Genomic DNA, 23,487 nt, shown 5'->3' with positions numbered 1-23,487 from the left:
TCTTTGATTTTCGGAAAACTTAAGTGTTCTTCTTTACATGCAGCAAATAACTTAAAAAACTTAAGTGTTTAAAATCTTTTGCACCTTTTGTGGTAAAAGAATCACCGCTGCATCGCATGAATCTCACTCAGTAATTCTTTAAAATAATCCCCGCACTTTGCAATGTGTGTTCCATACCAGGAAAACGCCTCTCCATCCACAATCATAATCTTTTTATCAGGATAAAAGGCTTTCATTTCCTCAATATGTTTTTCTTTAAAAGGAAAAGGTTCGGAAGATAGCATAATCACCTCTGCATCGGCCAGATCTTCCATTTGAATTTCAGGATAACGGGTTTTGTCTTTGAAAATATTTTCAAAACCTATTTCTGATAATATCCGGTGGATGAAAGTATCAGAACCGATGGTCATATAAGGATTTTTCCAGATAAGATAAGCGGTTTTTACAGGTGAATCGAGCTTTGCCTGTTCTAAAATATCATAGATCTTAAGATTGAACTGCTGTGCTCTTTCCTCTTTATTAAAGGTGTTTCCGAGTGTTTTTAGCAGGTAATAATTGTCTTCGATGGTCTCTACGTTGGTGACAAGGACTTTAAAATCGTCCATCAGAGCTTCTACCTGTTCTTTGATGTTTTCTTCCTTATTGGCCAGAATAAGATCCGGCTGTAAAGCTTTTATTTTATCAATATTAATGTTTTTTGTACCACCGATAATCGCGACGTTTTTTATGCTGTCTTCGGGATGGATGCAGAATTTTGTCCTGCCAACGACTTCATTTTCGGTAAGACCCAGGTCAAATAATGCCTCTGTGATAGAGGGTACAAGAGAAACAACTTTCATATTCAGACTTTGTCTGCCTAAATTACAAAAGTTTTCCTGTCAGGAAAAGTCCCGCAACGGAAAAATAAATGATAAGTCCGGTAACATCTACCAGAGTGGCTACAAATGGAGCAGAAGAAGTAGCGGGGTCAAGGTTTAATTTCTTCAAAATAAAAGGAACCATGGAGCCCGAAAGTGTTCCCCAAAGTACGATCATGACGAGAGAAACGCCTACACTCAAACCTACATAAGGCCAGTACATCCCATAATCGAAGAATCCTGCTTCATGCCACACCATAATCCTTAAAAATCCGATAATCCCAAGAATACCGCCGAGTGCCAGCCCGGTAAAGATTTCTTTTTTCATCACATACCACCAGTCTTTCAGGCCAATTTCCTGAAGCGCCATCGCACGGATGATAAGCGTTGCAGCCTGAGAACCGGAGTTTCCTCCACTGGAAATAATTAACGGGACAAATAAAGCCAGTACCACTGCCTTTTGAATTTCATCCTCAAAATAACCCATCGCAGAAGCTGTCAGCATTTCTGAGAAGAAAAGAATGATCAGCCAGGTTCCTCTTTTTTTGATCATCTCGATCAGGGAAGTCTGGGTATAGGGATCATCCAAAGCTTCAAGACCCCCGAATTTCTGGATGTCTTCCGTATTCTGCTGCTCAATCTGGTCGAGGATGTCATCAATCGTTACAATACCTACAAGAACACCAGCTTCCGTGATGATGGGAAGGGCTGTTCTGTCATATTTTTCAAAATACGTTACCGCATCTTCCTTTGAAGTAACGGTGGTGATCGCAACGAAATGATTGTCGGTCATATCAGAGATCAAAGTATCTTCCTCAGCCAAAAGAAGGCTTCCCAAAGCAATATCATCAATCAGGCGGTTCCTTTCATCCACCACATACAGGTGGTTCATGGTTTCCACTCTTTTACCGACCTTTTTAATCTGCTGCAGACATCGTTTTACCGTCCATTCCTTACGGATCTGGATGTAATAAGGCGTCATCAGACGGGCAATAGAATCGGAATTGTAGCCCAAAAGCTTCAGGGCAATTCTTCTTTCCTGAGGGTTCAGATGATTGATGGAATATTTGATCAGCTCATCCGGGAAGTCCTCAAAAAGAGCCGTTCTGTCATCCGGTGTCATTCCGTTCAGGATTTCAGAAACCTCTTCACTTCCGATACTTCTGATGGTATCCTCCTGGAAGTCAGGGTCGAGGTGGGAGAAAACTTCCGCTTTGTACTCCTTCGGAACCTTCAAAAACGCCAGAAGCCTCTCGTCAGCAGGAAGGTTGCTAAGAGTTTCGGCAATGTCGGCAGGATTAAAGATAAGTTCGTCTCTGGAATTCAAAACGTGAAATTTTAGGATATGCAAAAATAATTCAAAAATTTAAGACTATAAAGGAAAGCGGGAAAATTAAGGATTAATTAAAGTTTAAAATATCTGATCAGACTTATTTTTAAACCTGAGTTCAGGATATGAAGTTAAGATTAAAAGGCAGGAAGCTGGAAGGCAGAGGCTGGAAGTTACTATGAGACAACGATATTAAACATTTGCCTTTAAATTTCCTGAAGCGGATTAAAAAAACTAATAAAAAGCGCGGTGTATTTCTGCCTTTGGGCTTCAATAGCTTCCCTCTTCAGGCTTCAAACTTCCTGACCTTATTAAACAAAAAAACACCCGCCGGAGCGGATGTTCAAAAATTAAATTTTAATTCATAATACCTATATTATTCAAGAATAGGTCCGCACAATGGGTAAGGGGAAGGCATACACATTCCTCCTTCACAGCATTCACCGAATCCACACTGCGTATGAACCTGGCATTTTTTGCCCGGTCCGCTGCCGTTGATCGTCTGCTGTTCTTTTCTGGTGAGTTTTTTTATATTTTTCATGGATTTGGTATTAAGGGAAAAACTGATTTATTCTTCAATACAGTCATATTCCATACACACGCCCCAGCAGCAGAAACCAATAAAACATGGTCTGGTTGCGCTGCATTTTTCAAAAGCTCCTCCGTTGATTTTTCTTTGCTGTTCTCTGTTGAGTTTCTTTAAATTTTTCATGATAAATATTTTTTAGTTCAGTAAAAGATAAGACTCTTAGAATTCAATACATGCGTGTGGGCTACATACTCCATCACAACACCATCCAACGGTGCAGGGTCTGGTTAAACTGCATTTTGCGATAGCCCCGCCATTGATCTGGCTTTGCTGTTCTCTGTTTAATTTCTTTAGATTGTTCATATCAATAGATTTAATCATTAAGATAAAAGATCTAATACTTAAAGTTCAGGATCAATACATGCATAAGGTGAGCATACTCCGCTGCAGCACCATCCTATAGAACAAGGTCTGTTGGTATTATTGCATCTGTTAATAGCGCCTCCATTAATTTGTTTTTGCTGCTCTCTGTTGAGCTTCTTTAAATTTTTCATATTGTATAAGTTTTAATTTGTACAACTAAAATAGTAAAAAAATATTACATTATTCACTATGTGATGAAAATATTTAACTAATAATCAGGATGTTTGGAGGTTTTTAAAATTTTATTGAAAAATTATTACCAGGAGAATATGTTTGTAAAAGGAAGCTGAATAGATTGTGAATTGTGAATCGTCAATGGTGAATTTTGGAGCAGCATCGATTCACTATTGACTTGCGAAGCAAAATTGACCATTCACACAAAAGAATTGTAAATCGTCAATGAGTGAATTTCATCTGCTGCAATAATTGACAATTGCCTTGCGAAGCAAAATTCACAATTGACCACTAAAGCTCTGCTTCAGCCCCGGATTTAAGTTTTCTGAGTTTTTTTAAGATCCCTTTGATCGCTCCGTCTGTTCCTATTTTAATGGAATTTTCGGTAGAACCTAAAAGGCGCATATTTTTACGGTAGGTGTCATAATCTGTTTCCGTTACCAGATTTCCGCCTGCATCAAAGAGTTTCATGCTGATGACAACCTGATTGGAGAACACATATTTTCCGATGCCTACTTTGAAATATCTTACTTTGGGAACAATGGCAAAATCTGCATCATTGTTGACGCAGTAATCGGTGATCGTTTGTTTTTCTACGCTGTCGAAAGGAATTTGTACTTCAGCTCTGAGCATTTTATTTTTTCTTCCGCTGAAATTATCTGAAACCGCACTGAAAAAAGCGAGGTTGGTAGGTTCTTTAATTTCCTCAATATCCGGTTCTACCTCGGGATTGAAGTATAGGATCTTTTTTATTTTATGGTCGGCATTTTTCTGTGCTTTTACTGAAGCAAGACCGACTAATAAAAAAGTACTGACTGCTGTAAAGAATATAATTTTTCTCATTTGTAATTCGTATGCAAAATTACTGCCTTTTCATTGGATGACATACATTTTATTAAGAAATTTTTAACATTTTTTTCTATCAAATTTGATACATGAAATCAATAATGTTTTGTAGAATTAAAAAATAGTTGTAATTTTGCACCCGTTACATAATAATCATTAAACAATATTGGAATGTACTTAACAACAGAAAAAAAGCAGGAAATTTTCTCAAAACACGGGAAATCTGCAACAGACACTGGAAGTGCTGAAGGACAAGTTGCACTTTTCACTTACAGAATCAACCATTTATCTCAACACTTAAAGGCTAACCGTCACGATTTCGCTACGGAAAGATCTTTGGTAAAATTAGTAGGTAAAAGAAAAAGTTTACTAGATTACCTTAAAAATAAGGATATCGCAAGATACAGAGCGATCATCGCTGAACTAGGTTTAAGAAAATAATCTACAAAGATTTTCAAGATAAAGCAGTTTCGAAAGAAGCTGCTTTTTTTTGTCAGATATTAACCATAAAAGATGCAAAAATCTTGATTGAACCATTAAGATGGATGAAGTTTTTAAGAATATGAAGGAGAGTTTCACTTTAAGAAGCACAGCTTAAAAAAATCACTTGATTTTTTCTTAATTTTCCTTACCTTCTTCATTGCTCTTAATGTTTCAAAAATACTAAAGATTAAGTGCTTTTTTTCCGATCTTTCCCAAGTGGGTGTTCTGGAAGCTGTCCGGATACTTCAGTCCATAGCCCAAGAGCCTGTCAAAAGATGAGTGGGCAAACATAATGGCTCCAGCCATCTGAAGATAGGGAAGAGAAAGGGCAGTTCCGGCAAGGTAGAGCACAATGGCCAGTCCGAGATGATGGAACAGATTGTAGAAAAATGCCCCGGTTTTAGTATTGATCAAATATCCAAGCATGGAAAGATCCGGAGCAAAAAAGAGTCCGGCAAACCACCACCAGGAAATACCTGTCTGTGCAAAGGCAAAAATTCCCAGCACTATAAAAGCAAGATATTCGAGCTGTAATTGGATTTTCATAATCGTAAACATATTGATTATCTGATGAGTGTCTGTTTGTAAATAAAAGTTACATTTCGAATAGGTAAAAATAAAAGTGAGACGTTTTAAAAACATCCCACTTGATTGTATTAACCAAAACCTTGTATTACTTAAAATAAGCGTTAGCGGCTTTGTATATCTTAAAAGCAAGTTACTGCCTGTAATTCTTTGTCTGACTTTGCGATAATAAAAAAATCTAGTGTCCGGATTTCGCTTCCGTAGTTTCCACATGGCCTAAATATTTTGTGCAGTACGCTCCAAAAATCAGGATCACGAGATAACAGAATACCGGAATGATGAATGAATGCTGCACGCCAAACTGATCCGCCAGAAATCCCTGGAAAATCGGAACAATGGCACCTCCCAGGATGGCCATGACCACCAATGAAGATCCCTGACTTGTATATTTACCCAAGCCTGAAATAGCTAATGTATAAATATTGGAGAACATGATTGAATTGAAGATCCCGATTCCTAAAATGCTGTACATTGCCAGTTCACCGTGATTTACCATGGCTGAAATCAGAAGAACGACGTTGATGGCCGCAAAAATAGATAATGTTCTTGCCGGAGCTGCTTTGCCCACAAAGAAAGCGGCGAAATTAAGCACAATGAATACCAGGAAAAAGCTGATCTGTGCAAAACTCAAATCAACGATGCTGAAAATCACCAGGAAAACTGCGGCTGCGGCTCCCAGCATATAAATGGCTTTCTTAGCCTGGCTCAATGACTGGTTTAAAGAAATAGCTCCCAGAAAACGCCCGATCATAGCACCGCCCCAGTAAAGAGCGAGATAATTTTTACTGATAATTTCATTAAAACCCATGATCTGAGGCTGCTCCAAAAAGCTGATAATGAAACTTCCTACGGCTACTTCTCCGCCTACATAACAAAACATGGCAAAAACTCCGAATTTCAAGTGACTGAACTCAAGAGCGCCCCAGCCTTTTACGATTTCTTCTTCCTGAGACTGGAATGAAGGCAGTTTTACCCTTGAAATCAATAAAGCGACCAGTAACAGGATTCCTGCAAAGATCAGATAAGGAATTCTTGTAGCCACAGCACTGAACGAACCGTCCGGAGCTGAGAAAAATTCAAAGATCAAATGTCCTCCAAGAACAGGGGCAATTGTGGTTCCGAATGCGTTGAAAGCCTGCGTCATATTCAGACGGCTGGAAGCAGATTCTTCGCTGCCGAGCAATGAAACATAAGCGTTGGCTGTGATCTGAAGGACGGTAAAACCAAGTCCCAGAATAAACAAAGCTCCGAGGAATAAAGGATAATAGGAAAATGTAGCGGCCGGATAAAATAAAATACAGCCAAATGCTGCGAGAAAGATCCCGAACAAAATCCCTTTTTTATAACCCGCCTTGTTAATGGGGTCTCCTTTTGAAATAGAGATCAGGAAATAAATCAGTGAACCGATAAAATAAGCTCCGAAAAAGCAGAACTGTACCAGCATGGATTCAAAGAAGGTGAGTTTGAAAAGCTGTTTCAGATAAGGGATCAGGATATCATTCATACAGGTGATGAATCCCCACATAAAAAAGAGCAGGGTAATGGTAATTAAAGGAATCGTATAATTCCTGCTCTGTGTTTTTACTTCTTTATTGATCATAAACATGTATTTATTTGAAAAAGAATTGTTAGGCTCTTTCAGTTGTTTTCGTCTGCTGCATATATTTTGAGAAGCAAGGCAAATATAGGTCTGAAACCTTTTTTCTGCAACTTTTCAGGTGTTTTTCTGTAAATAATCTGTCTTTGTAAAAGATAAAAAACATTATTTACTTATTTTGAGACAATAATACGAAAACGAATGGACTCTGTAATTGATTTTTCTGAAAAAACTTCAGAGGATTTGGTGTTTGTTTTGGGATTAGTCTTAATTGATTGATAATTAAGCACGTATTTTGTTTTACCTTTTTAAATGAAATGCCTTTGTTTATCTTTTTTAATAACCATTACTTAAAAACTTTGTTTGGCTTTGCGATTAATAAGCACAAGGAAATACAAGGATTTGATTTTAAATCCTTTAAATTAAGATATACAAAGGCGTTTCACTTATTTTCGAAATACAAGAATTCAAAAATGCAAAACGAGGTTCATGTTAACGGAATATGATGAATAAATTGAACAGGGCATACATAATTTTTAAAGCTTTGACAATAGACAAGGGGATTATCTTATGATCCGGCATGCTATTTCTGAGGCTGAAAATTTAATATTTCATTATTATATGTTACCTTTGCAGACGAAAATTTAAAGAGTTTAAATATTAATTCATACTCAATACGGAGTATTAAGACGACAAATTTATGAGTGTACCTCAAGCGTTTACAGAAACGATTACTCTTGCAGACGGCAGAGAAATCACTATCGAAACGGGAAAATTAGCCAAGCAGGCTGATGGATCTGTGGTAGTAAAAATGGGTGGAACAATGCTTTTAGCAACTGTTGTAGCCAACAAAGAAGCAAATCCTGGTGTAGATTTTTTACCTTTAACAGTAGATTACAGAGAAAAATTTTATGCAGGTGGAAGAATTCCTGGAAACTTCTTCCGTAGAGAAGCAAGACCTTCAGATCAGGAAATTTTAACGATGCGTTTGGTAGACAGAGTTCTACGTCCGCTTTTCCCTGAAGATTTCCATGCTGAAGTTCAGGTAATGATCTCTCTTATTTCTTATGATGGAAAATCTATTCCTGATGATTTAGCTGGTTTAGCGGCTTCTGCTGCGATCGCGATTACAGATATTCCTTTCAACGGGCCAATGTCTGAAGTAAGAGTAGCGAGATTCGACGGAAAACTTACCGTTAACCCAAGCTATGAAGATCTTAAGGTTTCAGAGCTGGATATTATGGTAGGAGCGACTAAAGATTCCATCGTAATGGTAGAAGGAGAGATGAAGGAGATTTCTGAGCAGGAAATGCTGGAAGCGATCATCTTCGGTCATGCTGAAATTAAAAAACAAATCGAAGCTCAGGAAAGATTAGCTGAAAAAGTTGGAAAATCTTTACCAAAAAGAGAATACAGCCACGAAAATCACGACGAAGCGATCCGTGAGAAAGTGTGGAAAGAGACTTACGATAAAGTATATGAAGTAGCAAGAACTCCATCCGGAAAAGATGAGAGAGGAGAAAAATTCAAAGCAGTTCGTGAAGAATTTTTAGCTCAATATGTGGATGATGCAGAAGAATTGGAAAGGGTAACTCCTTTCGTAAAAGTATATTATCATGATGTAGAGAAAGAAGCCATGCGTCAGATGATCCTTGAAGACAATATCCGTCTTGATGGCCGTGATCCTCAAACGATCCGTCCGATCTGGTCAGAAATTGACTACCTTCCGGGAGCTCACGGTTCTGCCGTATTTACAAGAGGTGAAACTCAGTCTCTGACTGCTGTTACCCTTGGTTCTGTAAAAGATGCGAACATGGTGGACAGCGTTATCTCTCAGCACGACGAGAAATTCTTCCTACACTATAACTTCCCTCCATTCTCAACGGGTGAAGCAAGACCTTTAAGAGGAACTTCAAGAAGAGAAGTAGGACACGGAAACCTTGCTCAAAGAGCACTACAGGCAGTTATTCCTGAAGAAAATCCATATACCATCAGAATCGTTTCTGATATCCTTGAATCCAACGGTTCGTCTTCAATGGCAACAGTTTGTGCCGGAACATTAGCACTAATGGATGCGGGTGTACAGATTACAAAACCGGTTTCAGGTATTGCAATGGGACTTATTACTGATACAAAATCAGGGAAGTTCACTGTACTTTCTGATATCTTAGGAGATGAAGATCACCTTGGAGATATGGACTTTAAAGTAACAGGTACTGCAGACGGTATCACTGCTTGTCAGATGGATATCAAAATTCAGGGACTTTCTATGGATATCATGGAGAAAGCTTTGATGCAGGCCAGAGATGGAAGATTACACATCTTAAATAAAATCACAGAAACAATTGCTGAACCAAGAGCTGATGTGAAGCCTCACGCTCCGAAAATGGTAGTAATGGAGATCTCTAAAGACTTTATTGGTGCAGTAATCGGGCCTGGTGGAAAAATCATTCAGCAGATGCAGAAAGATACGGATACCGTTATCGCTATTGAAGAAGTAGGAGAAATCGGACGTATCGAGATTGCAGGTACAGACAGAGAGAAGATCAATGCTGCTGTGGCTAAGATCAACGAAATTACTTTCGTTCCTGTCATAGGTGAAGTTTACAATGGTAGAGTAGTGAAAGTAATGGATTTCGGAGCTTTTGTAGCGATTGCAAAAGGTACTGAAGGACTTCTTCACATCTCAGAAATCGAGTGGGCTCGTCTTGACAAAGTTCCTTATGCAGAAGGTGATGAAGTAGAAGTGAAGTTCATGGGTTACGATGACCGTAAGAAAATGAAACTTTCCAGAAAAGTACTTTTACCAAGACCTCCAAGACCGGAAGGAAAACCAAGACCAGAAGGTCAGGGCAGACCGGAAGGACAGGGTAGACCTGAAAGACCGGCAAGAAACGAAGGAAATGGAAGACCGGAAGGTGATCAGCCAGCCGTAGATCAAAACCCTTCAACTGAAGCTTAAGATTAATTCTTATATATATCGAATCCCTCAATTTTGAGGGATTTTTTATTTTTAATACTCATGATACAGCTTTATTATTGATCAGCGGGAATATCATTTTCAGGTTGTCCTGATTTTAAAATGATAAAGGTTTACTTTCTTCATTCTTCTGAAAGTACTTTAAAAACTAATTAATTTTTTTTGTGTGGTATCTTAATAAATGCAAACGCACAAGTAGGAATTAATATCTAGTATATCAGTGATTTAACATAAAAAAATTTTTCATTTTCGTGTGAATTATATTGATATATTTGTTAATAATCAATGAGTTTTTTTAACATAATTTCCGCAATACTTATAATAAATTTCTTTTTAAGAAAAACATCATTGTTTAGAGAGAAAGTCACTACTATCAACGTAGAAGCATAAGTTTTACGTACCTCTTACTTAAGGATGTAAAACACATAAAATTATTCTAACCATAATCATTTAAACCAGAAATCATGAAAAAAATAATTTTTTTAATCCTGTCTTATGCTTCAGTAAGTGCTCAGGTTGGGGTGTATACTGCGACTCCTACCAGAAGCCTTGATGTTAACGGAAACTTAAGAGTAAGAACCCAAACCAACCAGTCTGCCAATGCATCGTATGATAATGTACAGATTGCAGATGCAGATGGAAATGTTGATTACATTAAAAAAAATGTACTCAACCAACAGATGGTACAGCTATTCAGTCTCAGTACTTTGAATACGGTAAATACAGGAGGAGACGGAACGGCTCCGGTGAGTATCAGCAATCAGTCTGTCACCTTGGCAAAACCAGCTTTTGTAATGATTAATTTTTCAGTTCCCGTTACCTTGTCAGCCGCATTTTCGGATCAGAGGTTAAAGATGCTGAGAACACACTTAAATGTTAACGGAACGAATGTTGTGAGATCTTCAAATAATTATACGAACGGAATTGCTACAGGATCTAATTTAACCGGAATCTTTTATAATACCGGAAGTTATATCGCCTTGCTGGGAGCAGGAACCCATTCCATACAACTTTTGGGAACATGTTTTGACTTCACAACGGCAAGTCAGTGTGTTCAGGGAGGAAACTATGCAGGGACGCTATTTCAGGCATTTGCAATGTACAATGATTATTAACAGTTTTCTATTCCCGTACTCCAATAGGAAAAAGCAGCAGCCGGCCCTTTTGGGAAATATATCAACGAAACAAAATGAACCACTGAAATTTCAGTGGTTTTTTATACAATTTATCTTCAGAAATTAAAATATTGGAATGATGACGTGTATGTTGGAAAATCGCAAGGGCGCAAGGGTTTTTACTTTTAACATTGCTTTAAGGCGCGATAAAATCAGAGATTTTAACCATTTTTTGAGATTGCTTCGTCGCTATGCTCTTCGCAATGACGGCGGTATACAATTTTATCTTCGATAAAATCCTTGCGTCTTTTCCACAGCGATTTTGTAAATAATCTTTTGCGTCTTAGCGTTTAAAACAATTTAAACATTCATAAAGTGATAAATAAAAGCCCCGCCGGAATTTTCCAACGGGGCTATTTCATTAATATAATATCATTGAATTACCAGATTTTCACTCTCTCTTCCGGTTTTTTATAAAGCTTATCTCCGGCTTTCAAATCAAAAGCTTTGTAAAACGCTTCCGTATTCACCAATGGTCCAAAAGCCCTGTACATTCCCGGTGTATGCTCATCTGTTTTAATCTGGTTGATTAAAGCAGGCTCCGTGTAAAGTGTTCTCCAAACCGTTGCCCAGCTCAGGAAAAATCTCTGATCCTGTGTATAGCCGCTGATCTTCGGGGTCTGACCTTTGTCTTTCAGAAACATTTGAAGGGCATCATAGGCGATGTTTACCCCTCCCAGATCTGCAATATTTTCTCCATTGGTAAAAGTTCCGTTCACGAAAGTTCCCTTTACAGGCTCGTACTTATCATATTGGGCAGCAAGAGATTTTGTGGCTTTTTCAAAATTGGCTTTATCCTCAGGAGTCCACCAGTCTGTCAGGTTGCCTTCTGCATCAAACTGCGCTCCGGAATCATCAAAACCATGGGTGATTTCATGACCGATAACCGCTCCGATACCACCAAAATTAATGGCAGGATCAGCCTTTGGATTAAAGAACGGCGGCTGAAGAATCGCAGCCGGGAATACAATCTCGTTATTTTGTGGATTGTAATATGCATTAACAGTTTGAGGAGACATTGTCCATCTTGATTTGTCTACAGGTTTTCCTACTTTGTCAAGAGCTTCCTGATATTTCCATTCAGTGATGTTCTGAAGATTTTTATATAGATTTCCACCCTGGGCTTCAGACAGAATATTCAGCTTGGAATAATCTTTCCATTGATCCGGATAAGCTACTTTTACCGTGAATTTATTAAGCTTGGTTAATGCCTTTTCCTTTGTCGTAGAAGACATCCACGAAAGATTGCTGATGTGTTGGGCAAAACTTTTCTTTAAATAATCAATCAGTTCCACCATCTGAGCTTTAGCTTCTGCCGGGAAATATTTTTCAACATATAATTTACCGAAAGCTTCGCCCAGGCTGCCGTTGATCAGCTCATAGCCGCGTTTGTTCAAGGCTCTCTGCTCTTTCTGGCCGCGAAGGTATTTGCCATAGAAACCGAACTTCATTTCGTCCAGCTGCTGCGTAAGGGAAGCTGCATTTCCTGATAACAGATTGAATTTTAAATAATCTTTGATGACACCAATATTCTGGGCAACCAGCAAATTGTCAAGATTTTTATAATAATTCAGCTCCCCGATAATCACTTTATCAGTCTGTACGCCTGCCTTTTTCAGGTATGAAGGGAGATCTGTATTTTTAACCAAAGCAGAAAGCTCAGCCATGGTTTTCGGATTGTTCTGAAGATTAATATCGCGGATCTGTTCATTCGTAAGCAAAGTTTTAGCGATAGATTTTTCAAAATCAACGATCTTTCCGGCGGCTTCCGGAGCGTTTTTATATCCCAGAACATTCAGTATGGCAGCAATGTATTTCGTGTATTCTTTAATGGCTTCCGCATTCTTTTCGTTGACCTTCTGATAATAATCGCGGCCCATTCCCAGAGCACCGCCGCCCAGATAAACCGCATTCATCTTTGAGTCGGCAAGATCCGCACTCACACCCCAGCCGTAAAAAGGATTGTCACCCTGTCTGGTGGCTGCCGTAAGATATTGATTCAGATCTGCAACGGTTTTGATGGCATCAATTTTAGAAAGATCTTCCTTTAAAGGCGAGATTCCGTCCTTATTTCTTTTCTCCATATCCATATAAGTGAGATACAGATTCTGGATTTTTTTACCTTCGCTTCCATCCGCAAACTTATCTTTTAAAAGAGAATTCAGAATAGAGATCGAATTGTTATCAGTATTTTCTCTAAGCTGGTCAAAGCTTCCCCATCTCGAACGGTCGGAAGGAATTTTCGCTGTTTTCATCCACTTTCCGTTCACGAAATTGTAGAAATCATCCTGAGGACGTACAGACATATCCATCAGGGACATATCAATACCCGGATCGCTTGCGGTAGACGTTACCGATGTTGCATTGGGCCCGGATTTTTGAGCTTTTACATGATCAAAGGCTAAAAGAGAAGCAATAGCCAATAGGGTGATGTTAAGTTTTTTCATAGTGCTGTTTTTATCGTTAATTTTTTATTGTATCCTTAGTATTCATTAGGCTCCGATTCTCTGTTTCAGGTCATCCGCGCCTCCGGTTTTTCTTGGCTGCCCGTTTTTGGAAGATCCGAAATTGTAGGTGTAGGAAATCGTAGCCACACGGGAATCTCTTTTCACCACGAAGTTTTCTACATAATTATTGAAAGTGGTCTGTGCCTGCGGATTGCTCGTAAAGAAGATATCGTTAAACGAAAACTTCAAAACGCTGTTGTTTTTAAATTTCTTCTGAGCCCCGATGTTCAGGTACCAGTTCGGTTTTACATCCATATAGGCATATACTTCTCTGGCTCTGTAGTTTCCGGTAAATTCAGCCGTGAAACCGTTCCCCAGTTTAAAAGAATTGATGCTGTTCAGATTGAAAGTGAAATTCCCTTTATTATTGATCTGCGTTCCCGAAACATTTCCGGTATACGAGCCGTAATAGAAATTCGCGCTGTTGTTCATGTCCCACCATTTCGTCACTTTTACAGGAGCAATCAGGTACAGGCCGAAATATGAAGCAGAATTCAGGTTTTCATTCGTCTGAACCGTAATATTCTCCCCGTTTTCTACAACCGGTTTGATGACATCTGTAATATTGTCATTCGTTTTGCTGTAGCTTAAGGTCGCAAAATATTTACTGTTTAAGCTATACGTCAGCTCATAGTTCATGGTCGTCTGCGGATTCAGTTCCGGATTTCCGGCTTTATAAGTCGTAGGATCCAGGTAAAATTTGAATGGATTTAACTGATTATAGCTCGGTCTTGTAATTCTTCTGCTGAAATTGATTTCCAGATTATTTTTTTCCGATAAATCATAGGAGAAAACCGCACTTGGAAACAGCTGGGTATAATTCTTTTTATTCACCTGATTAGTGGTCATCTGCGTTCCCGTTACATTCGTATTTTCAGCTCTTAATCCAAATGTGGCACTGAACTTCTCCCACTTTTTAGAAACATTTCCATACGCTGCATTGATGTTTTCTTCATAAATAAAATGGTTCGTTTTATTCAGATCCAGTTCCGGAGTTCCTGAGCTGGCATCAAAGAATTTCAGATCGTTATCTGCCTTCACAAAACTTGTTTTAATCCCGGCCTCCAGTTTCCAGCTGTTTTTAAGGGTTTTCGTTAAGTCCGATTTTAAAGAATAAATATTCAGGTTTCCATCGATATCTCCCTGCAGAATATCAAGATTATCAAGACTTCCCGATTTCGCATACGTTCTCGTTTCAAAATTCTGAAGCGAAGTATTGGAATAGTTGATAAAGTCAAAATCCGTGGTAATCTCCGATCCCAATGAGTCCAGCGTATACTTATGGTTCAGGTTGAATGATATGTTTTTCCAGTGGTCATGAGAACGGTTCTTCGTGGTAAAACTGCCGTCAGGAAGGCGGTCGCTGCCCAGTATCAAGCTTGAATTATCACCTTTCGGATCAAATTTATTGCTCACAAAACCTACGGAGAATCCAAGAACATTTTTATCATTCATATAATAATCCATTCCCGTTTTTGCAATGTGGTTTCTGAAATTGAACTTCAGGAAATTATCCTGTAAGTAAGCCTTATCAAAAGTATCGCCTGTGTAAAAATTCCTGTCCAGAACCAGATGATTGTAAAATTCCCTGTATGCAAAGCTGTAATTCGCAAAAACATTCACTTTTTTGTTTCTGTGATTGATGCTGAAACTATTATTGTTTTTGATGAATTTTCCGGTTCCGAGAGAAGTTGAAACACTTCCGTTGGTCCCTTTTCGCTGGTCCTTTTTTAATCTGATATTAATGATTGAAGTTCCCGCCGCATCATACTTGGAAGACGGATTGGTGATGAATTCTATTTTTTCTACCGTTGATGAAGGAATTCCCCGCAGATAAGCTGCCAGATCTGCTCCGGTCATCGGCGTATTTTTACCGTCAATCTGTACCAGCAGGTTTCCTTTGCCGCGGAGGCTGATATTGTCATTGCTGTCTACATTCACACCCGGAGCCTTTTCCAATACCTCAAAAGCTGAATTTCCCGTGCTGGCAATACTGTTTTCCACATTAAGGATCATTTTTCCGTCCTGGCGTTCAATATAAGGTTTGGTTTTTGTGATCGTCACCCCTTCAATGGATTTTACATTGAGGTCAATAGGAGAGAGGGTTTTGTTTTCCGCGATCTGAATGTTCTCCGACTGATAGACCTCCGTTCCGTTTCTGCTGATCTTTAATTTATAATTTCCTTCCTTCAGATCATTGAAGGTGAATTTCCCGTTCTGTTCCGCAATTTCTGTTTTAACTAAAGCATTTCCGGAATCAAACAGGTTGATTTCCATCTGTTCGGTTTTCTCCGCATTGATGTTTCCCGAGAGCGAAAAATTTTGGACACTCTGTGCGGAAAGCAGGCTGCTGAAGAAGGTCAGCGCCCATGCCGATAAAAGTAAAAATAGTCTGGCCATTGTGTTTATTTTTTAGGATTGATACAGTTTTCTGATATTTTGAGCAGGGCATTGTTCATCGTTTCCAGCTCTTCTTTTGTGACAGTGTCTAAAGCTTTTTTCCTGTTGCTTTCTACAATTTTCTGTACATCTTTGATGATCTTGATCCCGGATTCTGTGACCTCAAGATTGGTTTTTCTGCGGTCTTCCGTATGAATATGGCGGATTACATATCCCGATTTTACCATCAGGTCGATGATTCTTGTCACCGAAGCATTGTCCTTAAAAACCAGATCACCAATTTCGTTCTGCGTGATCCCCGGATTCTCCAGAACTGCTTTAATAATCAGCCACTGATCAATGGTAATTGTAAAACCATTGGCTTTAAGCTGACGCTGCGCATAGTTTCTGTAAGATCTGATCGCTTTATCGATATTGTAGAATATGATTGAATTTAATTTTTCCATGTTTTCAGTATTCCAATTAAAATGATTAATCAATTATTGATATATCAACTAATTTGTAGTAAGTGATTTTATTTCGTTACAGATTCCTGAAAATATTTTTTCTACGAATGAAAAAAGACTGCAAATGTATTGCAGCCAGATAGCATAAAAATTAAAAAATCTGCTTTATCTGCTCAATCCGCGCGAGATAAATGTTTTCTCGCAGATTAAGCAGATTGGGCAGATCTAGATGAATAATTTATTTAAAATTTAATGTTTTATAATGTTTTGAAAAGTGCGTCTATCTGTTTTTTTGTTTTAACATCCGGTGAAACTTTATAAAATTCATTAAGAAGATCTAAAGAAGAAGGTTTCTTAGGATATGTATTGTTTTGAAGAAAATTTTTCAAGGCAGCATTGACTTTTTCTTCCCCGATCAGCTTGCTTAACTGAACCATGGCCACAGCCCCTTTGGAATACGCAATGTGAGGAGCATCTCCGGTTGCCCTGTAGATTGGAACGTTTTCAGACAGTCCTTTTTCGTTGTCATAGATTTGCTGGTGCATTTTTATCCTGTCCATCATTTTTTCCTGTCCGTGCATTTTTTTATACAGCATCATTTCCGTGTACATGGCGAGCGTTTCAGTAAGCATTACGGAGCCTTCTCTGTCATCAGGATCAATCTGACTGTTGCCCCACCAGAGATGGGAAAGCTCGTGCCCGGCAAGCTCATTGATGACGTCCTGCTCCTTATCCGCATGAATATTGGCATGGAAAACCATATCTTCAGGCATAAAAACAGCGGACGGATATGCTGTGGCGGCAAAACCTCTTGTAAACGATGAAATTTCAGCAAAATTGATCGTTTTAAAAGGATATTTTCCAAAATTCTGCGTACAGTAATCCAGTGTGATCTTTGCATTTTCAATGAGATGATCCACGTTTTCAAAATGTTTTTTGTGATAGAAGATATTTATCGGAATACCTTTATACAAAACACTTTTCACAGCATAATCCGCTGAAGAAACGGCAAACCGGAATGGAATACTTTCAGCTTTATATTGAAAATAATTCCGTCCTGATTCGGTCCATTTTTTCACAAGATCTCCTGTTCCTATGGCGGTTTGGCTGCCTTCAGTGGAAATGGTCATGTTTAAATTGATAAAATCATTTTCAGAATTCTCCGGAGCTTCCGGTTTTTTCAGTGCGATAAGTTTTGTGAGCTGATGGTCTTTTCTGAGCTTCTCATCCTGAATTTCTTCCCCTTTTTGATAGCCGATCACCGGATAATATCTGCTGATCCTCATAAAAGATCCATTTTCTATGACCGCATTGAAAGACTGATGACCATTAACCGCATACCATTTGTAGGACAATTTAAAATCCAGATAAGCAGTTCCATTAGGTTGTAACGGATGTTTTAATTGAACTTCAGATACATTTTTATTGATTTTGATGGTTTCAGAACCGGATTGAAAAGCGGCAGATTCAAGTCTGAGATCAGGATTGAAATTAACAAGGATTTTGTCAACAGGCTGATCTGTAAAATTGGTCAGGATGTATTTTCCAGTGATCTCATATGAATTTTCAGAAGGATAAAGCTTAATTTCAGTAACAACATCTGAAATCTCCGGCTGAGGAAGGTTTTCATATTTCTTAAAATTTTTCTCATACTGAACAGCTTCCAGAATGGCTTGGTCTTCATTTTTCGGAATGTAGCCTTTCATGAAAACTGTTCCTGCAAAAATGCCTGAAATCAAGAGGATTAAGCAAAAAATAACTGAATTGCTGTTTATTTTTTTCGTTTTAATGACTCTGTTCATCATCCATAGCAATGAAATAATTCCTATCCCGAATAAAAGTCTCATCGTGAAAGCAGAAACATAAATGCCGTAACCGCTAAAATCACTATAACTTCCGGTAAAATCTGAAAATATTCTTAAAAGAGGATAAGGAAATATCTTGGAAGATCCGGCACCAGTCAGCAGGAACACCGCCAGAACGGAAACTCCCAGAGCAATAAATTTATTTCTGATGTTATTATTGATCAGCAGAATAAGTGCTGAGAAGAGAATCAGCGGGAATGTATTGAAAAGAAAAACGCAGAGATAGGCGTTCCAATCAATAGTAAAATACTGATAAGCGGCCTGAAACAGAATACCTTCCGCAATTAAAATTCCGGTAAAAAACAGCAGAAGAACACTTATGGCAATGAAATGTCCGGTCAGTTTACTTTTTGAAAAGAAAGTACTGTCTTCAATTAAAGAAAATCCGGATGAACGGCTTCTCCAGTACAAATCATTAATGAAATAAGCCGACAGCAGAAATCCAAACAGCGGAAAATTTTCTGAAATGGTCGCTGCCATAAGCCCGGACCCTGCGTACTTCTGGGGAAGGCGGATTCCTTTTTCAATCTCTGCATACATTTCCATGCCCACGAAGAAACACAACAACAGGGAAACTGCCGGAATACTGATGCTTTTGAAAAGGTAGATTAAATCAATCCTGGCAAAGGAAAGGACAGAACTGAATGTGTTCTTCGAGCCAAAATCTAATTGGGTTACTGTATAACTGGAGGTTGAGATCTTTTGAGTTTCGGGTTCAGAAGATATTTTCTTTACTTTTTGCTTAGAAATATTTGAAAAAGAGAACGAAAAATAAGTGAGAAAGAGAAATCCGGCAGTGGCTGCCAGGAAAATAATCCTGTTGAATAATAAATATCCGGAAAAAGGGATCAGTAAGGTGTTTTTTTGCTGAACAGAAAAGGTTCTTGCTTCAAAAAAATAGGACGATAATCCGAACGGATCCAGGATCGCTGAAGTCTGCTGTGTTTCTATCGATTGTGGCAGAGCTCCGGCCATAAACGGGGAATTGGAAAAAACCAGAACCACCATATAAAGTACGTAGAGCAGCAACCCGCCTACGACCACCAGCAGTTTTTTCTTACTTATGAGGGACACAAAAAAAAGAAAACTGCATACAAAAAAAGAGTTGATCACCCCGAAAATCAGCATCGGATACAAATAATAGCCTATATTGAAATAAGACTGCATTTCACTGCCTGTGCGCGTGATCTGACCGATCAGGAAACCCAGCATTAAAAAAGAAAAGCTAAGTAATGTCTGCAAGAAATAAATGCTGAATTTTCCGCTCAGATAAGCCCGTTTGGAAACTGGAAAAGAAAAGAGCACGAGATCAAATTTGGAATCCTGATCTTTAAACAGCAGCTGTACAGCATAGATCACGGCGATAAATATGATGGAAAGACTCAGCATTCCGGTCATAAAACCAATAGAATAGGGTGAGTTCAGGAAGATTCCGTCTCCGGTGGCAAGGTTGAACTGGCTGCCGCAGAAAATACCAATGCCTGCTAAAATAAAAGCGATAAGATAGGCTGGCCAGTGCTTGGAGATGCGTCCGGCTTCGAATGAAAATATGGCGTTCATGATTAAGGTGTTTGGGTAAGAGTATGGAAATAAACGTGTTCCAGCAGTGGGTTTACAGCTGTAAAGTCTGTAGGCTGTTCCTCTGAAAACACAGTGATGTGAAGGGCTCTTTCAATCAGCTGTCTGCTGATGATCTCGTGGCTGGAATGGTAATTTTCCAGTTCGGTTGTGTCTATCGGTTTTGACCAGATTCTGTTTTCAAGTTCAGTAATTAATTCTGCGGGTTTTCCCTGTCTGAGGATCTGTCCTTTATTCATCACAGCCATTTCCGAGCACAGGTTTCTGACATCTTCCACCAAATGCGTGGAAAGAATGACAATTACGTCCTGGCTGATTTCGTTCAGGAGAGAATTGAAACGGTTGCGCTCTTCAGGATCGAGGCCGGCTGTAGGTTCATCCACAATAATGATTTTCGGATTTCCCAGTAATGCCTGAGCAACCCCGAAACGCTGTTTCATCCCTCCGGAGAAAGTATGAACCTCTTTTTTCCTGAAATCGGAAAGGTTGACTTTTTCGAGCAGACCCATGATCTGGTTTCTACGTTCGGTAGCATTGGTAATGCCTTTTAAGACAGCAATATGTTCCAGAAGATCATACGCTGAAACTTTAGGATAAACCCCGAAATCCTGTGGCAGAAAGCCGAGATTCTGTTTAATATAATCCGGATCTTTGGAGACATCGGTTCCGTTGAAGATAACAGTTCCGGAAGTAGGTTTCTGAAGTCCCACAATGGTTTTCATAAGCGATGACTTTCCGGCGCCATTAGGCCCCAGAAGACCGAACATGCCATTGGATATTTCAAGCGATATGTCTTTAACTGCCTGATAACCATTTTTGTAAATAAGGCTTAGATTGTTAATAGATAAGGTATTCATATGATTAGGTTTAGGTAATAGAAGGACAGGGCAGGCTGTTGAGGCTTGCTTAATATGAGAAGTTAGATTTTAGAAGTTAGATGTCAGACATCAGATTTCAGACTTGAGGGTGGCTTCGGGAGCCTCAGCCACCGGCTGTTTATCGGTTACCAGGTGTTTGTCGTTTTGCAATATTTCCGGATTGATAAACCGCACCTCGCACCCGGAACCCGAATCTCGAAACACGTACCCCGGAACCGAAAACTACTCCCGGAACTCAAGAATATCTCCCGGCTGGCATTCCAGGATTTTGCAGATGGCTTCCAGGGTATCAAAGCGGACACCTTTTGCTTTTCCGGTTTTCAGAATAGAGAGATTAACGGGCGTGATCCCTAATTTTTCTGCCAATTCCTTACTCTGCATTTTTCGTTTGGCTAGCATGACATCTAAGTTGACTATAATTGGCATTTTATATAAATAGATCTTGTTCGTTTTGCAAATGTAGTCCTTGCTTAAAGATATTCGCAAGAAACAGACAGAAAATTCCAAGCATGAAATGGATAAATACCAATCCCCAGATCATGCTTTCCACTTCCACAAAAAAACTGGCGACAATGACCAAAGGCAATGGAATGAAAATATTGTATCTGTAAAATATCGTGAGCTGATGTATATGGTCTGCCGTAAACAGCTTTTCCTGGAAAAATACCCTGAAAACAATGGCCGACAGCCAGAAAAATATTCCGTAGGAAAGCAAAACTGTAAGAAATGAAAAAATAATGTACGGATAATTGTCTTCAATATTCAGAAACGGCTGTTCTGTAAAAGGAAAATTGATGTGAAGAAACTCACCGTTCTTATAAGGTGTCACCCCATAACCTGTAGCCAGACAGAAAACAGAATAGGCTAAAGTAATGAGGTAGCCCGCCGAAAGCACGGAGCAGATGTAATACAGAATCTTCGAAATAATTTTGGTCTGATTCATGGCAATAAATTATTTTAACTATTGCAAATGTATAATTAATTATCGTAAAACAATAATTAATTTATATAAAATTTTATTTTTATAATTTCTGAAACGGAAAAAATACCTTGCTTATGGGATTTTTTAGCTAATTTTAAATGATAAAAAAATGACAATGGCGTACAACATTGAACTGGCCGACAGAGTCCGTGAAAGGCTTTTGAAGAATGCGGATCTTGAGATCACCGAGAAGAAAATGTTCAGTGGACTGTCATTTTTGGTCAATGATAAAATGTGCATCAATATAAGCCACGATAATCTGATGTGCAGATACCATCCTGATCTGGAAGAAGAAATTGCAGAAAAAACAGGCTTTCTTCCCATGATTATGAAAGGAAAACAGCTTGCCGGATATTGCTATGTAGAACCCGCAGGATTTCAAAAACCCGATGATTTTGAATACTGGATAAAAATATGTCTTGATTACAATCCAATAGCCAAAGTTTCAAAGAAAAAATAATTTTGGAAAATACTTAAACCACTAAACCTAAATCTTAATGGTTAAAAATAAATTAGTTTTTACATTTGTTTGTGAGTGTTTTTCTCTCGCTGATTTTGCAAAGGACGCTGATTTTAAGCTGATTTTATAAAGGGACTAAACCTTATAGGTTTTAATATGCAGGAGCTTTAAAACCTATAAGGTTTAATTTGACACAGCTTGTTATGTGTAAAAAAAAAATCTGCTCAATCTGTGGCATCTGCGAGAACAATTAAAATCTTTTTAAAGAATTGAATGTTATGCAAAAAATCAAACTTAGAAATTTAAACAGGCTCTAAAATAAGGCTTAGCGGTATAAATTCTCCCGTATCTCAATTAAAATTTTCTCTGTCTTTTTTACATCCGGATAATCAGGAAGGGTAGAGGCCGAGTGGTAATGGTCTATAGATGCTATCAGGTCTTGCGCCTTTTGCATAACCGCTTCATAGGACCAGTTTCCGGCTTTGATATCGAGTAATTCTTCCCTGTTGTCTACACGGATCTGCAGAGAATCTGTTCTAAAAATATGTTCGCAGGACTGCAGCAGGCGGATGGTATGCATCATATTTTTGCTGTCGTAGTTCTGGCCATGCGTCTGATTGACATTATAACGGTCTTCATTACGCTCAGAAACCCATTTCCAGTATTCCCGGTAATCTTTGCAGTACGTGGAATAGGCATCCAGATTGCAGGAAAGATAAGCATCCGGTTTTTCATCTTTAGGAACCGGCGATACCGAAACCTGGTTGGCTTCCTCCTGCTGAATAATTCCTTTATACCCCAAAGCTTCCGATTCATCATAAAACAGCGCATACATCCCATGCGTATTTCCGATACTGATCAGTCCGCATTTCTCCTGAACTTTTCCGTTCCCGGCAAGCCATTTTTTCAGAGGAACGGATCCCTGATCTTCAAGAACGAAGCAGAAATCGAGAATAGATTTTCTTTCTTTTTCTATGGGATTAAGAATTTTTTTATTCAGTCCTTTTGCTTTTTTAATCTGTGAAACAGCATATCCGGCGAAAGTATCTTTACATAATTTCGAAAGGAAATCTTCGGTACGCAGACTGTCCATTACCGCATGTTTTTGCAGTACACAATCTTCCGGGCTCGCCAGTACTTCAAGGATATTCGGGTTGTTTTTCTGTAAGAGTTCTATAAATCTTCCGATTTCGTAATAAGTAATATCGTTGGTTTCGTTGGAGATTTGCGGAATATAGTTCAGTCCGAAAAAATCTTCTTTCGGCAGATAATAAACCCCACGGATATCCGTATCCGAATTTTCCGTCGCCAGCCCGAATGAGCGACTCCCGGAAATGGTTTCGAAGAGGATGAGGTTTTGGTTTTTCAGGTGCTGGATGGTCATGATAACTT

The 23,487-nt window shown here is 38.8% G+C and carries 21 protein-coding genes; 4 read left to right on the top strand and 17 right to left on the bottom strand.

The features are described from left to right. Positions 1–101 precede the first annotated feature (101 nt). The 7 genes from JET18_RS19000 to JET18_RS18975 form a co-directional block, all read right to left on the bottom strand. Positions 102–839 (bottom strand): ABC transporter substrate-binding protein, encoded by a 738-nt coding sequence (locus JET18_RS19000; protein ID WP_202093742.1) that lies wholly within the window; start codon positions 837–839, stop codon positions 102–104. Positions 840–861: 22 nt separating this feature from the next. Beyond that, positions 862–2,184 (bottom strand): magnesium transporter, encoded by a 1,323-nt coding sequence (gene mgtE / locus JET18_RS18995; RefSeq protein WP_202093734.1) that lies wholly within the window; start codon positions 2,182–2,184, stop codon positions 862–864. A 379-nt stretch (positions 2,185–2,563) separates the two neighbouring features. Beyond that, complete coding sequence (locus JET18_RS18990; protein WP_202093728.1) at positions 2,564–2,728, bottom strand: bacteriocin-like protein; 165 nt, start codon at positions 2,726–2,728, stop codon at positions 2,564–2,566. A gap of 27 nt (positions 2,729–2,755) precedes the next feature. Continuing rightward, entirely contained in the window at positions 2,756–2,899 is a 144-nt protein-coding gene (locus JET18_RS18985) for a bacteriocin-like protein (RefSeq protein WP_202093726.1), read from the bottom strand. A 36-nt stretch (positions 2,900–2,935) separates the two neighbouring features. After that, entirely contained in the window at positions 2,936–3,079 is a 144-nt protein-coding gene (locus JET18_RS22010; RefSeq protein ID WP_449507508.1) for a bacteriocin-like protein, read from the bottom strand. A 38-nt stretch (positions 3,080–3,117) separates the two neighbouring features. Beyond that, entirely contained in the window at positions 3,118–3,270 is a 153-nt protein-coding gene (locus tag JET18_RS18980; RefSeq protein WP_202093722.1) for a bacteriocin-like protein, read from the bottom strand. A 334-nt stretch (positions 3,271–3,604) separates the two neighbouring features. After that, complete coding sequence (locus tag JET18_RS18975; protein WP_202093721.1) at positions 3,605–4,156, bottom strand: pyruvate decarboxylase; 552 nt, start codon at positions 4,154–4,156, stop codon at positions 3,605–3,607. Between the two features lie 174 nt (positions 4,157–4,330). On the opposite strand from JET18_RS18975, the gene rpsO reads away from it, so the two are divergent. Next, on the top strand, positions 4,331–4,600 hold the full coding sequence (gene rpsO, locus JET18_RS18970; RefSeq protein WP_202093720.1) for a 30S ribosomal protein S15: 270 nt from the start codon (positions 4,331–4,333) through the stop codon (positions 4,598–4,600). 222 nt (positions 4,601–4,822) lie between these two features. Here the strand turns inward: rpsO and JET18_RS18965 are convergent, their stop codons facing one another. Both JET18_RS18965 and JET18_RS18960 read right to left on the bottom strand, forming a co-directional pair. Further along, positions 4,823–5,188: a DUF4260 domain-containing protein gene (locus JET18_RS18965; protein WP_202093705.1), complete on the bottom strand. Its 366-nt coding sequence runs from the start codon at positions 5,186–5,188 to the stop codon at positions 4,823–4,825. A gap of 217 nt (positions 5,189–5,405) precedes the next feature. Beyond that, complete coding sequence (locus JET18_RS18960) at positions 5,406–6,827, bottom strand: sugar MFS transporter (RefSeq protein ID WP_228728596.1); 1,422 nt, start codon at positions 6,825–6,827, stop codon at positions 5,406–5,408. A gap of 697 nt (positions 6,828–7,524) precedes the next feature. On the opposite strand from JET18_RS18960, the gene JET18_RS18955 reads away from it, so the two are divergent. Both JET18_RS18955 and JET18_RS18950 read left to right on the top strand, forming a co-directional pair. Beyond that, positions 7,525–9,786, top strand: coding sequence for a polyribonucleotide nucleotidyltransferase (locus JET18_RS18955; RefSeq protein WP_202093700.1), 2,262 nt, complete (start codon positions 7,525–7,527; stop codon positions 9,784–9,786). A 482-nt stretch (positions 9,787–10,268) separates the two neighbouring features. Beyond that, positions 10,269–10,919 carry a hypothetical protein gene (locus JET18_RS18950; protein WP_202093698.1) on the top strand — a complete coding sequence of 217 codons (651 nt, stop codon included), beginning with the start codon at positions 10,269–10,271 and terminating at the stop codon, positions 10,917–10,919. 440 nt (positions 10,920–11,359) lie between these two features. Here JET18_RS18950 and JET18_RS18945 read toward each other — a convergent pair whose 3' ends face one another. From JET18_RS18945 to JET18_RS18915, 7 genes are all read right to left on the bottom strand, one after another. Then, the gene (locus JET18_RS18945; protein ID WP_202093696.1) at positions 11,360–13,426 is read right to left on the bottom strand and encodes a M13 family metallopeptidase; all 2,067 of its coding nucleotides are present in this window, start codon (positions 13,424–13,426) and stop codon (positions 11,360–11,362) included. Positions 13,427–13,471: 45 nt separating this feature from the next. Beyond that, positions 13,472–15,886, bottom strand: a complete 2,415-nt coding sequence (locus JET18_RS18940; protein ID WP_202093694.1) for a TonB-dependent receptor — start codon at positions 15,884–15,886, stop codon at positions 13,472–13,474. A 5-nt stretch (positions 15,887–15,891) separates the two neighbouring features. Continuing rightward, entirely contained in the window at positions 15,892–16,332 is a 441-nt protein-coding gene (locus tag JET18_RS18935; protein ID WP_202093692.1) for a MarR family winged helix-turn-helix transcriptional regulator, read from the bottom strand. A gap of 257 nt (positions 16,333–16,589) precedes the next feature. Next, positions 16,590–19,757 carry an ABC transporter permease/M1 family aminopeptidase gene (locus JET18_RS18930; RefSeq protein ID WP_202093690.1) on the bottom strand — a complete coding sequence of 1,056 codons (3,168 nt, stop codon included), beginning with the start codon at positions 19,755–19,757 and terminating at the stop codon, positions 16,590–16,592. A 2-nt stretch (positions 19,758–19,759) separates the two neighbouring features. Beyond that, positions 19,760–20,632 (bottom strand): ABC transporter ATP-binding protein, encoded by an 873-nt coding sequence (locus JET18_RS18925; RefSeq protein WP_202093688.1) that lies wholly within the window; start codon positions 20,630–20,632, stop codon positions 19,760–19,762. A gap of 243 nt (positions 20,633–20,875) precedes the next feature. Then, positions 20,876–21,079, bottom strand: a complete 204-nt coding sequence (locus JET18_RS18920; RefSeq protein WP_034726695.1) for a helix-turn-helix domain-containing protein — start codon at positions 21,077–21,079, stop codon at positions 20,876–20,878. A 1-nt stretch (position 21,080) separates the two neighbouring features. Then, positions 21,081–21,596 (bottom strand): DUF2975 domain-containing protein, encoded by a 516-nt coding sequence (locus JET18_RS18915; protein WP_202093686.1) that lies wholly within the window; start codon positions 21,594–21,596, stop codon positions 21,081–21,083. Positions 21,597–21,750: 154 nt separating this feature from the next. Between JET18_RS18915 and JET18_RS18910 the strand changes: the two genes are divergently transcribed. Further along, positions 21,751–22,095, top strand: coding sequence for a TfoX/Sxy family protein (locus JET18_RS18910; RefSeq protein ID WP_202093684.1), 345 nt, complete (start codon positions 21,751–21,753; stop codon positions 22,093–22,095). Between the two features lie 325 nt (positions 22,096–22,420). Here JET18_RS18910 and JET18_RS18905 read toward each other — a convergent pair whose 3' ends face one another. Then, positions 22,421–23,479 carry a nucleotidyltransferase domain-containing protein gene (locus JET18_RS18905; protein WP_202093682.1) on the bottom strand — a complete coding sequence of 353 codons (1,059 nt, stop codon included), beginning with the start codon at positions 23,477–23,479 and terminating at the stop codon, positions 22,421–22,423. Positions 23,480–23,487: the final 8 nt, after the last annotated feature.

Source organism: Chryseobacterium endalhagicum (assembly GCF_016745235.1).
In the GTDB taxonomy this organism is placed as follows: Bacteria; Bacteroidota; Bacteroidia; order Flavobacteriales; family Weeksellaceae; genus Chryseobacterium; species Chryseobacterium endalhagicum.
The sequence above is the reverse complement of the archived record's forward strand: the minus strand, read 5'-3'. Positions and strand labels throughout refer to the sequence as shown.

Bases quoted from the DNA above. Each gene is read 5' to 3' on its own strand.
- JET18_RS19000 (WP_202093742.1), bottom strand. From the start codon at position 839: ATGAAAGTTGTTTCTCTTGTACCCTCTATCACAGAGGCATTATTTGAC.
- JET18_RS18990 (WP_202093728.1), bottom strand. From the start codon at position 2,728: ATGAAAAATATAAAAAAACTCACCAGAAAAGAACAGCAGACGATCAAC.
- JET18_RS18985 (WP_202093726.1), bottom strand. From the start codon at position 2,899: ATGAAAAATTTAAAGAAACTCAACAGAGAACAGCAAAGAAAAATCAAC.
- JET18_RS22010 (WP_449507508.1), bottom strand. From the start codon at position 3,079: ATGAACAATCTAAAGAAATTAAACAGAGAACAGCAAAGCCAGATCAAT.
- JET18_RS18980 (WP_202093722.1), bottom strand. From the start codon at position 3,270: ATGAAAAATTTAAAGAAGCTCAACAGAGAGCAGCAAAAACAAATTAAT.
- JET18_RS18975 (WP_202093721.1), bottom strand. From the start codon at position 4,156: ATGAGAAAAATTATATTCTTTACAGCAGTCAGTACTTTTTTATTAGTC.
- rpsO (WP_202093720.1), top strand. From the start codon at position 4,331: ATGTACTTAACAACAGAAAAAAAGCAGGAAATTTTCTCAAAACACGGG.
- JET18_RS18965 (WP_202093705.1), bottom strand. From the start codon at position 5,188: ATGAAAATCCAATTACAGCTCGAATATCTTGCTTTTATAGTGCTGGGA.
- JET18_RS18960 (WP_228728596.1), bottom strand. From the start codon at position 6,827: ATGATCAATAAAGAAGTAAAAACACAGAGCAGGAATTATACGATTCCT.
- JET18_RS18955 (WP_202093700.1), top strand. From the start codon at position 7,525: ATGAGTGTACCTCAAGCGTTTACAGAAACGATTACTCTTGCAGACGGC.
- JET18_RS18950 (WP_202093698.1), top strand. From the start codon at position 10,269: ATGAAAAAAATAATTTTTTTAATCCTGTCTTATGCTTCAGTAAGTGCT.
- JET18_RS18945 (WP_202093696.1), bottom strand. From the start codon at position 13,426: ATGAAAAAACTTAACATCACCCTATTGGCTATTGCTTCTCTTTTAGCC.
- JET18_RS18940 (WP_202093694.1), bottom strand. From the start codon at position 15,886: ATGGCCAGACTATTTTTACTTTTATCGGCATGGGCGCTGACCTTCTTC.
- JET18_RS18935 (WP_202093692.1), bottom strand. From the start codon at position 16,332: ATGGAAAAATTAAATTCAATCATATTCTACAATATCGATAAAGCGATC.
- JET18_RS18930 (WP_202093690.1), bottom strand. From the start codon at position 19,757: ATGAACGCCATATTTTCATTCGAAGCCGGACGCATCTCCAAGCACTGG.
- JET18_RS18925 (WP_202093688.1), bottom strand. From the start codon at position 20,632: ATGAATACCTTATCTATTAACAATCTAAGCCTTATTTACAAAAATGGT.
- JET18_RS18920 (WP_034726695.1), bottom strand. From the start codon at position 21,079: ATGCCAATTATAGTCAACTTAGATGTCATGCTAGCCAAACGAAAAATG.
- JET18_RS18915 (WP_202093686.1), bottom strand. From the start codon at position 21,596: ATGAATCAGACCAAAATTATTTCGAAGATTCTGTATTACATCTGCTCC.
- JET18_RS18910 (WP_202093684.1), top strand. From the start codon at position 21,751: ATGGCGTACAACATTGAACTGGCCGACAGAGTCCGTGAAAGGCTTTTG.
- JET18_RS18905 (WP_202093682.1), bottom strand. From the start codon at position 23,479: ATGACCATCCAGCACCTGAAAAACCAAAACCTCATCCTCTTCGAAACC.